The sequence below is a fragment of the Rhizobium sp. 25PS6 genome (assembly GCF_032464655.1).
Classification (GTDB): domain Bacteria; phylum Pseudomonadota; class Alphaproteobacteria; order Rhizobiales; family Rhizobiaceae; genus Rhizobium; species Rhizobium laguerreae.
On the sequence record NZ_JAWDIV010000004.1, the window covers coordinates 176,347 to 192,051 of the forward strand.

General features: G+C 62.7%; 16 protein-coding genes. 7 read left to right on the top strand and 9 right to left on the bottom strand.

The genetic code is table 11. The features are described from left to right. Positions 1–12: 12 nt before the first annotated feature. Complete coding sequence (locus RWK44_RS07500; protein ID WP_025394893.1) at positions 13–1,128, top strand: TRAP transporter substrate-binding protein; 1,116 nt, start codon at positions 13–15, stop codon at positions 1,126–1,128. Positions 1,129–1,282: 154 nt separating this feature from the next. Here RWK44_RS07500 and leuS read toward each other — a convergent pair whose 3' ends face one another. Next, positions 1,283–3,799 (bottom strand): leucine--tRNA ligase, encoded by a 2,517-nt coding sequence (gene leuS, locus RWK44_RS07505; protein WP_316028619.1) that lies wholly within the window; start codon positions 3,797–3,799, stop codon positions 1,283–1,285. A 597-nt stretch (positions 3,800–4,396) separates the two neighbouring features. On the opposite strand from leuS, the gene RWK44_RS07510 reads away from it, so the two are divergent. The 3 genes from RWK44_RS07510 to RWK44_RS07520 are packed head-to-tail and all read left to right on the top strand — an operon-like array spanning position 4,397 to position 6,682. Beyond that, positions 4,397–5,011: a C39 family peptidase gene (locus RWK44_RS07510; protein WP_131642357.1), complete on the top strand. Its 615-nt coding sequence runs from the start codon at positions 4,397–4,399 to the stop codon at positions 5,009–5,011. Between the two features lie 33 nt (positions 5,012–5,044). Next, positions 5,045–6,121 carry a D-alanine--D-alanine ligase family protein gene (locus tag RWK44_RS07515; protein ID WP_131642356.1) on the top strand — a complete coding sequence of 359 codons (1,077 nt, stop codon included), beginning with the start codon at positions 5,045–5,047 and terminating at the stop codon, positions 6,119–6,121. Between the two features lie 15 nt (positions 6,122–6,136). Next, on the top strand, positions 6,137–6,682 hold the full coding sequence (locus tag RWK44_RS07520) for an AAA family ATPase (RefSeq protein ID WP_316028620.1): 546 nt from the start codon (positions 6,137–6,139) through the stop codon (positions 6,680–6,682). Positions 6,683–6,726: 44 nt separating this feature from the next. Here the strand turns inward: RWK44_RS07520 and RWK44_RS07525 are convergent, their stop codons facing one another. The 5 genes from RWK44_RS07525 to gndA form a co-directional block, all read right to left on the bottom strand. Continuing rightward, a complete protein-coding gene (locus tag RWK44_RS07525) occupies positions 6,727–7,344 on the bottom strand; it encodes a class I SAM-dependent methyltransferase (RefSeq protein ID WP_132609091.1) in 618 nt (205 codons plus the stop codon). 104 nt (positions 7,345–7,448) lie between these two features. Further along, positions 7,449–7,958, bottom strand: a complete 510-nt coding sequence (locus RWK44_RS07530; protein ID WP_222061076.1) for a GNAT family N-acetyltransferase — start codon at positions 7,956–7,958, stop codon at positions 7,449–7,451. A gap of 56 nt (positions 7,959–8,014) precedes the next feature. Beyond that, the gene (locus RWK44_RS07535; RefSeq protein ID WP_316028621.1) at positions 8,015–8,509 is read right to left on the bottom strand and encodes a GNAT family N-acetyltransferase; all 495 of its coding nucleotides are present in this window, start codon (positions 8,507–8,509) and stop codon (positions 8,015–8,017) included. Between the two features lie 13 nt (positions 8,510–8,522). Then, the gene (locus RWK44_RS07540) at positions 8,523–9,281 is read right to left on the bottom strand and encodes a carbon-nitrogen hydrolase family protein (protein WP_316028622.1); all 759 of its coding nucleotides are present in this window, start codon (positions 9,279–9,281) and stop codon (positions 8,523–8,525) included. Positions 9,282–9,365: 84 nt separating this feature from the next. After that, complete coding sequence (gndA, locus tag RWK44_RS07545) at positions 9,366–10,817, bottom strand: NADP-dependent phosphogluconate dehydrogenase (RefSeq protein ID WP_221943818.1); 1,452 nt, start codon at positions 10,815–10,817, stop codon at positions 9,366–9,368. A gap of 210 nt (positions 10,818–11,027) precedes the next feature. Between gndA and RWK44_RS07550 the strand changes: the two genes are divergently transcribed. The 3 genes from RWK44_RS07550 (at position 11,028) to RWK44_RS07560 (ending at position 12,651) form a co-directional block, all read left to right on the top strand. Further along, the gene (locus RWK44_RS07550) at positions 11,028–11,819 is read left to right on the top strand and encodes a helix-turn-helix domain-containing protein (RefSeq protein WP_221943820.1); all 792 of its coding nucleotides are present in this window, start codon (positions 11,028–11,030) and stop codon (positions 11,817–11,819) included. A gap of 70 nt (positions 11,820–11,889) precedes the next feature. Then, positions 11,890–12,288 carry an SRPBCC family protein gene (locus RWK44_RS07555; RefSeq protein WP_221943822.1) on the top strand — a complete coding sequence of 133 codons (399 nt, stop codon included), beginning with the start codon at positions 11,890–11,892 and terminating at the stop codon, positions 12,286–12,288. Then, the gene (locus RWK44_RS07560) at positions 12,289–12,651 is read left to right on the top strand and encodes a VOC family protein (protein ID WP_020050327.1); all 363 of its coding nucleotides are present in this window, start codon (positions 12,289–12,291) and stop codon (positions 12,649–12,651) included. A 55-nt stretch (positions 12,652–12,706) separates the two neighbouring features. Here the strand turns inward: RWK44_RS07560 and RWK44_RS07565 are convergent, their stop codons facing one another. The 3 genes from RWK44_RS07565 to RWK44_RS07575 form a co-directional block, all read right to left on the bottom strand. Next, positions 12,707–13,423 carry a PAS domain-containing protein gene (locus tag RWK44_RS07565; protein ID WP_221943824.1) on the bottom strand — a complete coding sequence of 239 codons (717 nt, stop codon included), beginning with the start codon at positions 13,421–13,423 and terminating at the stop codon, positions 12,707–12,709. Between the two features lie 262 nt (positions 13,424–13,685). Continuing rightward, on the bottom strand, positions 13,686–14,621 hold the full coding sequence (locus RWK44_RS07570) for a lipid A biosynthesis lauroyl acyltransferase (protein ID WP_221943826.1): 936 nt from the start codon (positions 14,619–14,621) through the stop codon (positions 13,686–13,688). Between the two features lie 4 nt (positions 14,622–14,625). After that, positions 14,626–15,654 (bottom strand): zinc-binding dehydrogenase, encoded by a 1,029-nt coding sequence (locus RWK44_RS07575; RefSeq protein ID WP_221943828.1) that lies wholly within the window; start codon positions 15,652–15,654, stop codon positions 14,626–14,628. Positions 15,655–15,705 lie beyond the last annotated feature (51 nt).

Genomic DNA, 15,705 nt, shown 5'->3' on the forward strand with positions numbered 1-15,705 from the left:
GAGGAGGACGACATGACCAACACGATCAATCGACGTAACTTTCTGACGAAAGGCGCGATCGGCGGCGCAGCCACGGTGGCCGGCGCAGCACTTGCAGCACCTGCCGTTGCGCAGGAACTGCCGACGATCAAATGGCGCCTGACATCAGGCTTCCCCAACAATCTCGACACCATCTATGGCGGCGCGGTCGTCATGGCCGATGCCCTGTCGAAGATCACCGAAGGCAAGTTCCAGATCCAGGTCTTCCAGGCCGGCGAACTGGTTCCCGGTCCGCAGGCGATCGACGCGGTCAAGGCCAATACGGTCGAAATCGCGCACACCTGCGGCTATTACTTCACCGGCAAGGATCCGACATTCGCGATCGGCTCGACCATCCCCTTCGGCCTCAACGGCCGTCAGCAGAATGCCTGGCTCTATCACGGCGGCGGCAACGAGGCCTATAACGAGTTCCTCGCAGACTATGGCGTGGTCGGCATTCCGGGTGGCGCCACCGGCGCCCAGATGGGTGGCTGGTTCCGCAAGGAAATCAAGAGCGTCGCCGATCTCAAGGGCGTCAAGATGCGCATCGCGGGCGTTGCCGGCGAGGTCATGTCAAGGCTCGGCGTTATCCCGCAGCAGCTGCCGGGGGGAGACATCTACCCCGCCCTCGAGCGCGGCACGATCGATGCGGCAGAGTGGATCGGCCCCTATGACGACGAACGTCTCGGCTTCTATCAGATCGCTCCGAACTACTACTACCCGGCTTACTGGGAAGGCGGCCTGACCATCCACTTCTTCATCAACAAGGCCCAGTACGAAGCCCTGCCGGATGCCTACAAGGCCGCACTCGACGCCGCCTGCAAATCGGCCAACGTCAACATGCAGTCGCTCTACGACGTCAAGAACACCACGGCGATCCGCTCGCTCGTCGGCAAGGGCGTCAAGCTCCGCCCGCTGCCGCGCGACGTCATGGACGCCGCCTACAAGGCCTCCTTCGAACTCTATGCGGAATACGGAGAGAAGCACCCCGCCTGGGCGAAGATCTATCCCGGCTGGAAAAAATTCCGCGACGAATCCTTCGAATGGTTCCGCGTCGCCGAATACAGCTACGACAGCTACATGTACGCCGCGCAGGCCGCCGGGAAATGACATGGAGGCCGGGCGAATTGTCTGGCCCGGATTGCTGCCAGACCCCCGGAGAAATCCGGGGGTTTGTGATTCGTGGGGGGTGTTTACGAAGTCCGGCCGCCGCGGCTGGCGAGAACCGACCGTCGGGGCTCAATCCGACGATCGGCTTGCGGTATCACGGGTCCTCGACGACGAAATTCACCAATCGCCCCGGGACCACGATTTCCTTGACCACCATTCTGCCGTCGAGCAAGGCTATGACGGCAGGGTCGGATCGCACGGCTGCGAGCAGCGCCTCGCCAAGATCGGCGGCGGCTTCGAAGCGGTGGCGAACCTTGCCGTTGATCTGCACCACGTAGTTGCGGGTCTCCATCTCGACCATTGCAAGGTCGAAGGCCGGCCAGGAAACCCATGTCAGCGTTTCCCGATGACCGAGCTTACCCCATAACTCCTCCGCGATGTGAGGCGCAAAAGGTGACAGCAACAGCACGAACGTCTCGACGACCTCCTGCGGTCGCACGATCTCCGCCGTCAGCGCGTTGGCCAGCTCCATCAGCCGGGCAATGGCGGTGTTGAACCGCATTGCTTCGATATCCGAGGTCACGGCCTTCACCGTCTGGTGGCGCAAGCGCAGAAGCTGTGGACTCGCAGTTTCCTCCCGCACCGCCAGCGAGAGTTCGTCACGCTCGTCGCAGACGATGCGCCAGGCGCGCTCCAGAAACCGGCGCACGCCGATCACGCCGGCGGTCTGCCAGGGCTTTGCCGCATCCAGCGGCCCCATGAACATCTCGTACAGCCGCAACGCGTCGGCCCCGAACTGTTCGACGACAACGTCGGGATTGACGACGTTCAACTGCGACTTCGACATCTTCTCGACGGCGCGCTGCACCTCGACCGGCCCGGCGAACCATCTGCCCTTCCCTTCGACGACGGAAGACGGCGCGTAATACCGGCCTGCTGCATCGCGGTAGGAATGGGCAAGGATCATGCCCTGGTTGAACAGCCGCTCGAACGGCTCTTCCGTCGAAACGACGCCGATATCGTAGAGCACCTTGTGCCAGAAGCGGGCATAGAGCAGATGCAGAACCGCATGCTCGGCACCGCCGACATAGAGATCGACCGGCATCCAATAGCGCTCGGCCTCGCGCCCGACGGGTTCGCTGGCGTTCTCCGGATCAAGGAACCTGAGATAATACCAGCAGGAGCCCGCCCATTGCGGCATCGTATTAGTCTCCCGCCGTGCCGGAATGTCGGTACCCGGCACGATCGTTTCGACCCAGGCCTGCGCACGGGCAAGCGGCGGTTCGCCATCCGGCGTCGGGGCGTAATCGTCGAGTTCCGGCGGCAGCAGCGGCAGGCATTCTTCAGGCAGCGGCATCACCGAGCCGTCCGCCAGATGCAGCACCGGTATCGGCTCGCCCCAGTAGCGCTGGCGGGAGAACAGCCAGTCGCGCAGGCGGTAGGTGACCTTCGGCCAGCCCGCGCCGTTCGCCTGCAGCCAGGCGATGATGGCGGATCTCGCCTCCGGCGGGCCCAGGCCATCCAGGAAGCCGGAGTTGACCATCGCCCCCTCGCCCTCATAAGCCGCCTTATCGATATCGCCCTCGCTGTCGATCACGCGAATGATCGGCAGCTCGTGCGTATGGGCAAAAGCGTAGTCGCGCGCGTCATGAGCCGGCACCGCCATCAGGGCGCCGGTCCCATAACCAGCCAGCACGTAATCGGCCACCCAAACCGGCAGCCGGGCTCTGTTGGCAGGGTTGATCGCATAGACGCCGGTGAAGACGCCCGTCTTCTCTCGCCCGGCATCGGCCCGCACCGTCTCTTCCAATTCTTCGGCCTCGGCAATATAGGCGGCCACCGCCTCGCGCATTGCGGGCTCGACGATGGCGGCAACTGCAGGATGCTCCGGCGCGAGCACGATATAGCTTGCTCCGAACAGGGTCTCGGGGCGCGTCGTGAAGACGGTGATGACCTCTTTGCCGTGCTCGAGCGGAAACCGGATTTCGGCGCCCTCGGAGCGTCCGATCCAGTTGCGCTGCATGGTTTTCAGGTTTTCGGGCCAGTCGAGGCCGTCCAGTCCCTGCAGCAGCCGATCGGCATAGGCCGTGATGCGGAGCATCCACTGGCGCATCCGGCGGCGAATGACGGGATCGCCGGTCTCGACATAACGCCCGTCCTTGACCTCCTCGTCGGCAAGCACGGCGTTCTGGGCCGGGCACCAGTTGACCGCGACCTCCGCCTGATAGGCGAGGCCCTTCTCGAACAGCTTCAGGAAGATCCACTGCGTCCAGTGCACATAGGCGGGATCGGTGGTGGCAAACTCGCGGCTCCAGTCATAGGAGAAGCCCAGCCTCTGCACCTGCCCGCGAAACGTCTCGATATTGCGCTTCGTCGTGATATCGGGATGCACACCAGTCCGCATCGCGTGGCGCTCCGCCGGCAGGCCGAAACTGTCCCATCCCATCGGATGCAGGACGTTGAAGCCGCACATGCGTTTGTAACGGCACATGATGTCGGTGGCCGTGTAGCCAAGGGGATGGCCGACATGCAGGCCTGCGCCTGAAGGATACGGAAACATGTCGAGCGCGTAGAATTTCGGTCTGGCCGGATCGATTTCCGCTCGGAAGGTATGGTGGTCGGCCCAATAGGCCTGCCACTTCGGTTCGATCGTCTTGGGATCATAAGGCATGCATCACTCCTGGCGCCGGCCGGCTATGCGGTGGCGTGTCCTGAAAAATGGAGGCGTTCTTTGGTTCAGGAGCAGCTACGGCTGCCGGTGCTCCGGTGACGTCCGGCAGCCGCGGCTAAGTCGAAACGCGCCCGGAGTTGCGGCACGGAATCTCAGTACCGCCTGCAGAACGGAAAAGGCACAATACGGCTTGGGAAACGATGTGATGTCCATGGACGGTAACTCAGGCAAATAAACGGAAAGCAAACGACAGCGTTGACCCGGCTCCGATCAGGAGGCCGTGGTGATAAGTCGTGCACCGCTTCTGCGGGCGATTGGTGCTTGAGTTGCCATGGTCATAGGCCAAGAGTGCCCGATAAGATCGCTCATGCCAAGAGTGTATTGCACGAAAAGCTCCGTTCAGATCCGCCAGGTTTCTTACCAGCTGATCGGAGCACCGCCGCGATCTTCGGGTGACTGCCTCGCCCGCCGCGTCACCGCAGGATAGCGCGGTGGACGGATGGCGCCAGCGACTAGATGATCAGGGTGTGCCACATCGGCTCGAAAAAGCCCAGATTGCCCGCCATCTCAGAGACGAGCCACGGGGGAATCGACAGGATGCAGCAAAACGGTGTGCCCTATTTTAGCCAGTGGGAAACACCGGGCATGACGCTGCCGGTGCTTGCCCAGGGATCGCAGGCCTTGCTCAGCGACCCGCTCTGGCGCCATTCGGGAGCCGCGACGATCGAGGAATATGCGCGCTGGGCGGTCAATGTCTGCGGCATGGCCTGCCTGAAGATGATTCTTGCCGCCCGCGGTGAAATCCATCCGACCATCGAGCTTGCCCACGCCTGCACCGCCTATGGCGGTTATGTGGTCAACGAGATCGACGCCTCGATCAAAGGGCTGATTTACGCGCCCTTCGTCCGCTTCGCAGCCGAGCGCTTCGGACTTAGCGCGGAGACGATGACCGGCGTCGAGACATCGGCCATTCCCGGGCATCTCGCGAAACGCCGGTTCTTCATCGCCTCGGTGAACTCTGGCATCCGCTGGCCGGAGCGAGAACCGCCCTCGAAGGGCGGACACCTGGTGCTGGTGACGGCAGCCAGCGACGAGACAATCCGCTTTCACAACCCGTCCGGCCATGACGAGGCGAGCCAGGCTGACGTGACGCTGCCGCTTGCCGTATTCGACCGCTTCTTCGCCAATCGCGGCATATCGGTCGACGCCTGACCCTTTTCACACCAGATCGTTTCGGAGGCTTTCATGACCCCATCCCCAAACAGGCTGCGCATTGCCGTGCTCTTCGGTGGCCGCTCGGCCGAGCATGAAGTTTCCGTGCTCTCGGCAACCAATGTCATGGGCGCGCTCATGCCCGAGAAATACGACGCAGTCCCCGTCTTCATCACGCGCGACGGACAGTGGCTGCTGAGCAGTTTTGAGGATGGCGTGCTGGCGACACCTTCATCAGGCACGGAAATCTGCCTGGTGCCGGGTGGGCGCGGCCGGGTGCTGGCGATCCCAACTCATGGCGCGCCGCATGACCTAGCAAAGGTCGACATCCTGTTTCCTGTCCTTCACGGCCAGCATGGCGAAGACGGATCGGTACAGGGCGCGGCGGAGGTGGCCCGCGTTCCACTCGCCGGTTGCGGCATCCTCGGTTCGGCCACGGCGCTCGACAAGGACATCGCCAAACGCCTGCTGAGGGCGGCGGGCCTGCCGGTGGCGCGCGCGGTGACGATCCATGAGAGTGCCGCCCCTTCACTGGCAGCCTTGGAAGGCGAGCTCGGCCTGCCGCTCTTCATCAAGCCTGCGCGCCAGGGATCGTCGGTCGGTGTCGCCAAGGTCCATGCCAGCCAGGAATTCGCACCCGCCCTTACTGAAGCCTTCCGCCACGATCGCACGCTGCTCGCCGAGGAATTCGTGCGCGGCCGCGAGATCGAATTCAGTGTGCTCGAGGATGCGGCAGGCGAACTCTTCGTCTCCCGGCCGGGCGAGATCGTGCCGGCGGAAAGCCACGACTTCTATAGCTACGATGCCAAATATATCGACGAGAACGGTGCGGCGTTGAAAGTGCCGGCCGAACTGCCGCAGGAGGTCGAGACCGCCATGCGCGACGTGGCCGCAAGAGCCTTCCGGGCGGTCGGCTGCGACGGCATGGCCCGCATAGATTTCTTCCTGACGGATGACATGCAGTTCCTCGTCAATGAAATCAACACCATCCCCGGCTTCACCGATATCAGCATGTATTCCAAGGCGATGGCGGCAAGCGGCGTCACCTACGCCGAAATCATCGACCGACTGGTGGACCACGGCCTGGCGCGCGCCCGACGAGCCGCCTGAGACGGGAGCTTGAAGATGAACGGGTCGGTCTTGATTTCGGGATGTTCCGGCGGCGGAAAATCGACGCTGCTTGCTGAGCTTGCTGCACGCGGTCATGCCGTCGTCGAAGAGCCCGGCCGACGGATCGTCAAGCAGGAGATCGAGAGCGGCGGCACCGTCCTGCCCTGGGCCGACATGGCGGCGTTTGCCCGCCGCGCGATCGAGATGGCGATCGCCGATCACAAGGCTGCGCGTGAGCAGGCCGGCTGGACGTTTTTTGATCGCGGGCTGATCGATGCCGCGGCAGCGCTGCAGCACCTGACCGGAGAACCGGCCCTGGAAAAATTGAGCGCCGCTCATCGCTATCACCCGAGGGTTTTTCTCACGCCGCCATGGCCCGAAATCTACACGACCGACCCCGAGCGGCGCCATGGCTTCGACGAGGCGGTCGCGGAATATGATCGACTTGTCGCCGTCTATCCGACGCTCGGCTACGACGTCGTCATGCTGCCGAAAATCGCGGTCGCCGACCGGGCGGATTTCATCCTCGACTGCCTCCCTCGGGAAACGAGGCAGCAGTAGACGAGATCGCTAGGGCGTCTCTCCGCCGCCTTCTCAAAAGGGGCTCAGCGCCTCCGAAAAATGCACCACTGGAACGACTGCCGGCCACCGCCGGGTGTCGTGTGTTCCTCCCGCCAGTCACGCTGAAGCGCGAAGGTGGACGAGAATTCGGTCGCAAGCGCCACCGCGTCGTAACGCTGGACCGGCAAGCCGCTGCACCGTTCCGGCCCGTCCGGCGCGAAGGTCGCGATGATCACGGCGCTGCCCGCCGCCGTGCCGGTTTCGAGCGCGCGGCGATAGGCCAGCCGCTGCTCGGGCTCGGTGAGGAAGTGAAAAACAGCGCGGTCGTGCCACACATCGTAATGGCGGTCGGGCTGCCATGAAGTGACGTCGGCAACCACCCAGGTGATGCGGGCGGCTTCATCCCGCAGCCGCGCCTTGGCGACATCGAGCGCCGGCGCGGCGATGTCGAGGACGGTGAGGTCGGACCAACCGCGCTCGACAAGACGGTCGACAAGGCTCGATGCGCCGCCGCCCACATCGATCAGCGAGGCCGTGGCCGGCAGTTGCAGCTCGTCAAGCGCCCGCAAGGAAGGCCCGGGCGTCGGCTGATACCAGCTGACGCTGTCGGCAGGTTTCGTGCGATAGACCTCGTCCCAGTGTTCCCGCTTCTCGCCCGTCATCGGATATGCCCATCTCTTGCGGAACTCGATTCCCTAGCTGATCAACATGTAGGGACTGAGACGTCTGCAACCAATCACAGTGCGCCCAAGACCATGTTCTCCGTTCAGGAAGCGAGGTGACGGTAAACGAGATCGGCAGGATCAGTTCGGGGTGCTGTGGGATCGAGACGCGCGCCCAGCCGTTCCGCAACGGCGACAGATGCAGCATTGCCGGGAGCGATATAGCTGACGAGCGATGGCAGCTTGAGCGTTGCGAAAGCCCAGTCGCGCAGCGCCAAGCCCGCTTCGGTCGCATAGCCTTTGCCCTCATATTCTTCATAGACGAACCAGCCGAGCTCCTTCTCCGGAAAGAGAGGCCCGTGATTGATCCCCACCTGACCGACGCATTCGCCGGTTTCGCCAAGCTCGATCGTCAGCGCTCCGTGCCCGAAAAGCTGCCAGAGAGCCACGTCGTGGCAGAACATCCCCCACGCCGCGCGCAGATCGAACGGGCCGCCCATTCCGACGGATCGCGGCGATGCCATGATCTCAGCATAGGCGGCGAAATCGCCGATAACAGGCATGCGGAGCTTGAGACGCTCGGTTCGAATGGTCATCGCGCCCGCTTGGGACATGTCGTCGCCTTCTCTGTCAGCTTGAGTTTGGAGTTTCAGCCGTTGAACGGAATATTCTAGCTTTCAAATGCTGGGGCGAATTGCAACGTCCCGCTTGGCGGAGATCCGCGAAAGACAATCCTCTGCACCAGCCGCCTATCGAGGTCGAGATACGTCAACTGTCCGTCGCTGCTGAAACCGACACGGCTGTAGATCTCGGGATTGCCGATCAGCGCGCATCCGCTGGCGCCGATATCGTTCAACAATTCGAGACCCCGTGCAATCATCGCCTTGCCGATACCCTGCCGCTGTCTCTCCGGCTTGACCGATATCGGCCCCAGCCCGAACCAGGCATCATGCGCGCCGTCGATCGTCACCGGCGAAAACGCGATATGCCCGAGAATCTCGCCATCCTGCTCGGCTACCAGCGATATCTTGAGATCGCCCGCCGCGCGAAGTCTTCGGACAATTTCCGCTTCCGTACCGTCGCTGTAGGGCATCGGCTTGAAGGCGGTCGAGGTCAGATCATGGATCGCATCGATATCATCAGGCGTTTCGTCTCGGATGAACATCTCTGTCAACTCCTCAAACGTGATAGCTCGCAGATGCTATGCAGGGAAAGTCGAAGATCAGCAAGCCGGGCTCCTCCAGCGGGAGCTGCGCCACGACATGCCCTTGCCGGTTCAGCACGGCCGTCGGTCCCCAGGCGATGCGCCCGTCGCGCTCACCCGCTACGTCGGACGATATCAGCCACAGGCCTGCCTCGCGGCATCTTTCACCGCGAACGGCATTATGCAGCGGCTTGAATATTTCCGCCTTCTCCCGTGGCATCATGTTGTTGGACAGGCATAAGATCAGCGATGCGCCAGACGCAGCAACCTTTGCGGCTGCCTCCGGAAAATTGGTGTCGTAGCAGATGTTGATCCCGAAGCGCAGCGCACCCGTCGCAAAGAGCGGACTGTCCTTTCCTGCCTCGAAAGCCCGTTCGCCGGGCAGCAGGTGGGTTTTCCGGTAGCGACCGAGGAGAGCGCCGCGCTCGACGACGACGGCGGTGTTGAACAATCGCCCGTCATCGGTCTCGATCAGCCCCATGACCAGCATCGGTCCCGACTTCGGCAACCGATCCAGGACTGCCGCGAACTCCGCCGATGCAAGATCGAGGGCAACACGCCGCGCCGATGGTTCATCGATCAGGTAGCCCTGCAGAAAGCCTTCTGGAAAGACGAGCAGGGCCACGCCATCAGCCTCGGCGAGCGCCGCAACCTTAACCGCATAATCCAAGGCCGCCCCAACATTCTCCCGAAATTCCGGCGTCTGCGCGGCGGCTATCCGAATGCTCGTCACTTAGATCTCCGGGTTCTCGGCCGCGGCATTTCAGCAAAAGGCCCGGCACTATGGCCGGGCCTCTCATTGAAAAATCTGTAAACCTCAGAAGGTCGAGGCACCGCTGCCCCAGGGGCCGTGGTGGAAATCCCTAGCATCAAGGCGGTCGAAGCCGTGGGCGCCGAAGAAGTCGCGCTGTGCCTGGATGAGGTTTGCCGTTCCCCTGCCCTGGCGATAGGCGTCGAAATAGGTCAGCGCCGAGGTCAGCGCCGGCACCGGCAGGCCGGCGGCAATCGCGGCACCGACGACACGGCGCAGCGCCGGGATCGATTCCTTGACCATGTCGGAGAAGGCTGGCGTGACGATGAGGTTTGCAGCGTCAGGCGACTTGGTGAAGGCCGAGGTGATCTCGTCGAGGAACTGCGAGCGGATGATGCAGCCGGCGCGCCAGATCCTGGCGATCGTCGGCATCGGCAGCGACCAGTTGAACTCGCGCGACGCCTCCGCCATCACCGCGAAGCCCTGCGCATAGGCGCCGATCTTGGCGGCGAAAAGCGCCAGCTCCAGATCCCTGTTGAGCTCAGGACCGTAAGCGATCGGGAAGGACACGGCCTGCGTTCCGAAGATCTTCTCGGCGGCTTCGCGCTGCGATTTCATCGAGGAGAGGCTGCGGGCGGCGACCGCGGCTTCGATCGCCGTTGCCGGAATGCCCATGTTCTGCGCCTCGATCGCCGACCACTTGCCGGTGCCTTTCTGGCCGGCCTTGTCGAGGATCATGTCGACCATCGGCCCGCCGGAAACAGGATCGGTTGCGGCAAGCACCTTCTCGGAGATTTCGATCAGGTAGGAGTTCAGCCGGCCCTTGTTCCATTCGCCGAAGATGCCGGAAATTTCCGAGGCACTCTTGCCGAGGCCGTCGCGCAGGATGCCGTAGATTTCGGCGATCATCTGCATGTCGGCATATTCGATGCCGTTGTGAATGGTCTTGACGAAATGGCCGGCGCCGTCATTGCCGAGCCAGGCGACGCAGGGCTCGTCATTGTAGCGGGCGGCAATCGAGGTCAGCACCTTCTCGACGCGCTTCCAGGACTCTTCGGTGCCGCCGACCATGATCGACGGGCCGTGGCGCGCACCTTCTTCGCCGCCGGAAACACCCATGCCGATGAAGGTCAGATCGGTATTCTTCAGCCGGTCGAAGCGGGCGACGGTGTCGCGGAAATTGGCGTTGCCGGCATCGATCATGATGTCGCCCTTGGAGAGATGCGGGCGCAGCAGCTCCATCTGCTGGTCGACGGGCTCGCCCGCCTTGATCATGATGATGATCGGACGCGGCGGCCGGATCGAATCGACGAATTCCTCGATGGTCTTGCAGGGAATAATCTGCTTCTTCAGATCGCCGGCGCTTTCGTAGAATTCGTCGGTTTTCTCCGGCGTGCGGTTGAAGACCGCGATTTTATTGCCTTTCTCCGCGATGTTGAGCGCCAGGTTGGAGCCCATGACCGCAAGGCCGATCAGTCCGATTTCTGCCTTTTCCACGACAAACCTCCGATGTGTCATTTGGACCGGTGTTGTGGCACTGTCTCGGTCAAACGGCAAGTCTCGCAAGGGTCTAATCGGTTCGCAAAAGCCAATGAAATGAGGCTTGCAAAATCCCCGCTTGTCCGACAACCCGCCAGCCGCCGCTTGATCCGAAGCCGCAAGTTTTTCGCGCGTCCTGCCCGTAATGCCCTATCTCATGTTATCATCAGTGGTTCGGGAGATATCGCATTGGCATCGGGAAAACGAAAAGAGGCGGCCCTCCTGGCGGCCCGCGCCGGCCGCTACCGCGAATATGCACCGCCGCCGACACTGCGACGCCATTTCAGCCGCCTCTGGTCTCATGCGCTTCACAACGGACCGCCGGCAATGGTGGCGATCGTACCGGATGGCTATTGCGATCTCCTCTGGATCGACGGCCGGCTGGTCGTCGCCGGCCCCGACAGGACGGCGGCCTTTCCCGTCATCCAGCCGGGCGCGACCGTCATCGGCGCACGTTTTGCACCTGGCGCTGCAGCATCCTGGCTGAAGACGCCGCTCTCGGCGCTGATCGGCTGCTCGGTGCCCCTTGCCGAAATCGGCCGGAAGGACACCGCCGAATTCGAAGCGCGGCTTGCGGATTGTCCCGACCCCTCGGCCGCGATGGCACTGTTTGGACGCCTGCTTGAAGAGACCGCGCGCGATGCGGAGGAGCCCGCCCGCGACGCCGTCATGATCTTCGCCGCCGCCGACGGCGGTCGCCCGGCATCCGGCCTGCTCGACCAGCTCGGCATGAGCGAAAGGCAGCTGCGCCGTCGCTGCCACCATCATTTCGGCTACGGCGCAAAGACGCTGGAACGGATTCGCCGGTTCCAGCGTTTCCTCGACCTCTGCCGCAAGTCGGGCACGATGCCGCTTGCCCGCCTTGCGCTGGAAGCGGGCTTTGCCGACCAGCCTCACATGACGCGGGAGGTCGGCGAGCTTTCGACGTTGACGCCCGCCGTCATTTTCGACCAACTCGGCATGCGGAAAAGAGGCGACTGACCGTTTTGTTCAAGACGCTGCCGGCCGGTCTGTTATTCTGACGAAACCAAATGACAGGGACCCGCAAGCCATGACGACAATGCCCGCGAAAATCATCCACCGGTCGATCGAGCGCGATTGGCGCGACGTCTATGAATTCGCCGGCAAGCCGGAGAACATGCCGCTCTGGGCCTCCGGCCTTGCGACCGGGCTCGATCCTGATGGTGCCGACTGGATCGCCGATGGCGCCCTTGGAAAAATCAGGGTGAGCTTCGTGCCTGCCAATGAATTCGGCGTGATCGACCATACGGTGACGATCGAATCCGGCCTCAGGGTCTATAATGCCCTGCGCATCGTGCCGAACGGCGATGGCTGCGAGGTCATGTTCACGCTGCTGCGTCTGCCCGGCATGACCGACGCGCAGTTTTCCGCCGATGCCACCCATGTCGAGAAGGATCTCGCCATGCTGAAAGCCCTGATGGAGAGATAGATGGCCGAGAAGACAGAAAACCACGACCGCCGCATCGACTATGTCGAATTCAACGTCGCCGACATCGCTGCCGCCAAAGCCTTTTATGGCTCGGCCTTCGGCTGGCGTTTCACCGATTACGGCCCGAATTATTGCGAATTCGACGACGGCCGGCTGAAGGGCGGCTTTACCGATTTCGGACCGGTGCGGACAGGCGGCGGCCCGCTGGTCGTCGTCTATGCCAATGATCTGGAAGAAGTGCTGACCTCAGTCGAAAGAGCTGGCGGCACGATCTGCCGGCCGATCACCGATTTTCCTGGCGGCCGTCGCTTCCACTTCCTCGACCGCGACGGCTACGAGCTCGCCGTCTGGGCGGCCGTTTAGCCGGATTACCCGAGGCTGCCGAGTTGGTCAGGCCGCCTAAGGCTGCCCACCGGGATCAGGCAGCCTGCGACAGCCGGTCGAGATCTTCCATGACGAGCAGGGCGCCGATCACCGTGCCGCCCGCATCGCGTAGCGGCGACATGCGACAGCGCACCTGCCGCGACCCACCGCTGCCGTCCGGGCGCTCATAGGTATAGTCGATCTGGTCACCGGCAAAACAGGCGTCGAGCTTATGCTTGGCGCATTCGGCAAACCGCTCCTCGCCGATGAATTCGGAAAGGTGGCGGCCGATGAGTTCCATTGGCTTCCTGTTGAGATGGGCGCTGTTGGCTGGATTGGAATAGAGGTAGCGATAGTCCCGTGTCAGCACCGCCACGCGATCCGGCAGACTTTCGAGGATCGCCGCGTTGAGGAACTGGCCATTGTCGGTATCCGGCACATAGGCCGGCGGCGGCTCTATGCGCACATCCTGCGGAGAAGGCACGCGCCAGTCCGGCCCATGCGCCCCGAAATAGCGGTCGAGCAGATAGGAAAGCACCGACGTATGCTCCGTGACGCTGGCGCTATCGTCGGCATCCTGGCTGATCAGGTGGCTCACGAACTGCAGCTGCATGTAGACTTCGAGCAGATTGGCTGCCCGGCAGGCGAGGATTGCCTCGACCAGCGGCTCGACATGACGGTCGAGCGCCGTGACGCGCTGGTCGTCGCCCAGGCGTATGGCTTCCTCGATTTGCACGCAACGCAAAGAAAAAGCTCGAAAAAGCTCCAGCAAGACGCCTCCCACTCCCATTGTGCCAAGAGACGAGTCCGAAACCTCACATGGCCGCATTTCCCAAAAATGCGCCTTCCGGTAGACATTATTCGCGCCTTGGTGGTGACGGGTAACATGAAGCGCCCTCAGTTTCAATCCGAGAGCACCTGCCGCTTTTCACCGCTGATAAATGGGGGTGGACCTTTTTTGAGTGTGATGCCGAAAAGTGTGAGCGGTTTTCGGGCGACATCATGCTCCAACTATTCGTTTGGAGCATCCTATTCTAAGGCCCGAGCGTCTGCTTGATCTGCCAGCGGTCGTGATACCAGAGCCACTGCTCCGGATATTCCCGTACCCAGCTTTCCACCTTGTCGTTGAGCAGCTGGGCGGCGGCCGGCAGGTCGAGATTGCCCTTGGCGTCGCGCGGCATGTTCAGCCGTGGCTCGATTTCCAGCCGGTAGCGATTTCCCGGCAGCCGGATGCAGCGCGCCGGATAGACCTCGCAGTCGAACTGGCGCACCAGCTTCGGCAGCAGCGGATTGGTCTTGACGTCGCGGCCGAAGAAGGTGCCCTTCAGCCCCTTGCGGAATTTCTGGTCCACCAGTACGCCCACACCCTGGCCTGCTTCCAGCTGACGGGCAAGCGCGAAGGAGGAGCCGGCATGCGACGGCACCAGCTTGCCCATGCGCGCGCTCCTGAAGTCGAACACCTTCTTGGCGACATAAGGATTATTCGGCGGCCGAAAGAGCACCGTCACTGTAAGCCCGAAGGCGGCACCCGCCACCGGCAGCAGCTCAAAATTGGCGGTATGGCCGGTAAAGACGATGAAGGGGCGCGGATTATCGCGCAGGTCGAGGAAGATCGGGACGCCCGATACCTCCACCCTGCCCGGCTCCGACTTTTCGGGATCATAGTCGAACAGCTGGTCGAGAAAGACGTATTCGGCCGCAAGCCGGCCCATATTGCCCCAGCTAGCGAGTGCGATCTCCTCGATCTCGGCCTCGCTCTTCTCAGGGAAGGCGTTGCGCAGATTGGCCAGCATCAGTCTGTGGCGGCTGGTCAGCCGGCCGAGGCGGCGCATCATCCTGTCGGCGAAGCGGATCGCGCCATCGGCCGGAAACAGCTTCAGGAAATTCAGGAAGCCGAACATCATCTGAGCCACCAGCCATTGCTGAAAATTCCTCAGCGCCAGAACGATCCGGGTGATGAAGAGCTTCACGCGGTCAGTCCATCTTCAGGATGATCTTGCCGAAGATCTGGCGCGATTCCATCCGCTCCAGCGCCCGGTCGATATCGCTGAAGCTGACCTCGGTATCGATGACGGGATGGACGAGCCCGCGGCCCATCTTCTGCATCGCATCCGCCATGTTCTCCATACGGCAGCCGAAGGAGCCGAAGAGCTTCAGCTGTTGCTGGAACAGCATCATCAGGTTCATCTCTGTCGAAACACCCGAGGTCGAGCCGCAGGTGACGAGGCGCCCGCCGCGCTTCATGCAGAGCATCGAGCCTGCCCAGGTGTCCTTGCCGACATGTTCGAAGACGACGTCGACGCCCTTCTTCTTGGTGAGCTTGCGCACCACGCCTTCGAAACGGTCGGTGCGGTAGTTGATGACGTGATCGGCGCCGAGCGCCTTGGCCTTTTCGATCTTGTCGTCCGAACCGACCGTGGTGATGACGGTGCAGCCGATCTTCTTGGCGAGCTGGATCGCCGCCGTGCCGATGCCGGAGCCGCCGGCATGGACAAGGATCGTCTCGCCCGGCTCAAGCTTGGCATTGTCGAACAGCATGTGCTCGACCGTGCCGAAGGTGACCGGAGCAAGCGCCGCGCCGATCGCGTCGACACCGGGAGGGGCCGGCACCAGCAGGCGCGCCGGCAGGTTGACCTTCTCCTGGGCGAAGCCGTCGAGATGGAAGCCGTGCACGCCGGAGACATGTTCGCAGAGATTGTCGCGGCCTTCGCGGCAGCGGCGGCAGAGGCCGCAGGTGCGCGCGCCGTAGATCGCGACGAGTTGGCCCGGCAGCACGTTGGCGACGCCCGGCCCGATGGCCTCGACGACGCCAGAAGCTTCCGCACCGATGACCAGCGGCATCTTGCGCTTGGCGAATGCCATGCCGCGCCAGCCCCAGACGTCGATATGGTTGAGCGCCACCGCCTTGACGCGCAGCGTCACCTCGCCGGCACCAGGAGCGTCCGGTTCCGGCAGGTCGGTGATCTCAAGCTTGCGGTCATCGATCAGTTGCAAAGCGCGCATGGCAAAATCCCTCGCCTTCAAGACGGTCTTCTTGTTTTGAAATTGTCGCGA

Excerpts from the sequence above, each read along its gene's own strand:
- gndA (WP_221943818.1), bottom strand. The coding sequence starts at position 10,817 with ATGACACATCGGAGGTTTGTCGTGGAAAAGGCAGAAATCGGACTGATC.
- RWK44_RS07560 (WP_020050327.1), top strand. The coding sequence starts at position 12,289 with ATGGCCGAGAAGACAGAAAACCACGACCGCCGCATCGACTATGTCGAA.
- RWK44_RS07530 (WP_222061076.1), bottom strand. The coding sequence starts at position 7,958 with ATGTCCCAAGCGGGCGCGATGACCATTCGAACCGAGCGTCTCAAGCTC.
- leuS (WP_316028619.1), bottom strand. The coding sequence starts at position 3,799 with ATGCCTTATGATCCCAAGACGATCGAACCGAAGTGGCAGGCCTATTGG.
- RWK44_RS07575 (WP_221943828.1), bottom strand. The coding sequence starts at position 15,654 with ATGCGCGCTTTGCAACTGATCGATGACCGCAAGCTTGAGATCACCGAC.
- RWK44_RS07510 (WP_131642357.1), top strand. The coding sequence starts at position 4,397 with ATGCAGCAAAACGGTGTGCCCTATTTTAGCCAGTGGGAAACACCGGGC.
- RWK44_RS07535 (WP_316028621.1), bottom strand. The coding sequence starts at position 8,509 with ATGTTCATCCGAGACGAAACGCCTGATGATATCGATGCGATCCATGAT.
- RWK44_RS07525 (WP_132609091.1), bottom strand. The coding sequence starts at position 7,344 with ATGACGGGCGAGAAGCGGGAACACTGGGACGAGGTCTATCGCACGAAA.
- RWK44_RS07515 (WP_131642356.1), top strand. The coding sequence starts at position 5,045 with ATGACCCCATCCCCAAACAGGCTGCGCATTGCCGTGCTCTTCGGTGGC.
- RWK44_RS07500 (WP_025394893.1), top strand. The coding sequence starts at position 13 with ATGACCAACACGATCAATCGACGTAACTTTCTGACGAAAGGCGCGATC.
- RWK44_RS07520 (WP_316028620.1), top strand. The coding sequence starts at position 6,137 with ATGAACGGGTCGGTCTTGATTTCGGGATGTTCCGGCGGCGGAAAATCG.
- RWK44_RS07555 (WP_221943822.1), top strand. The coding sequence starts at position 11,890 with ATGACGACAATGCCCGCGAAAATCATCCACCGGTCGATCGAGCGCGAT.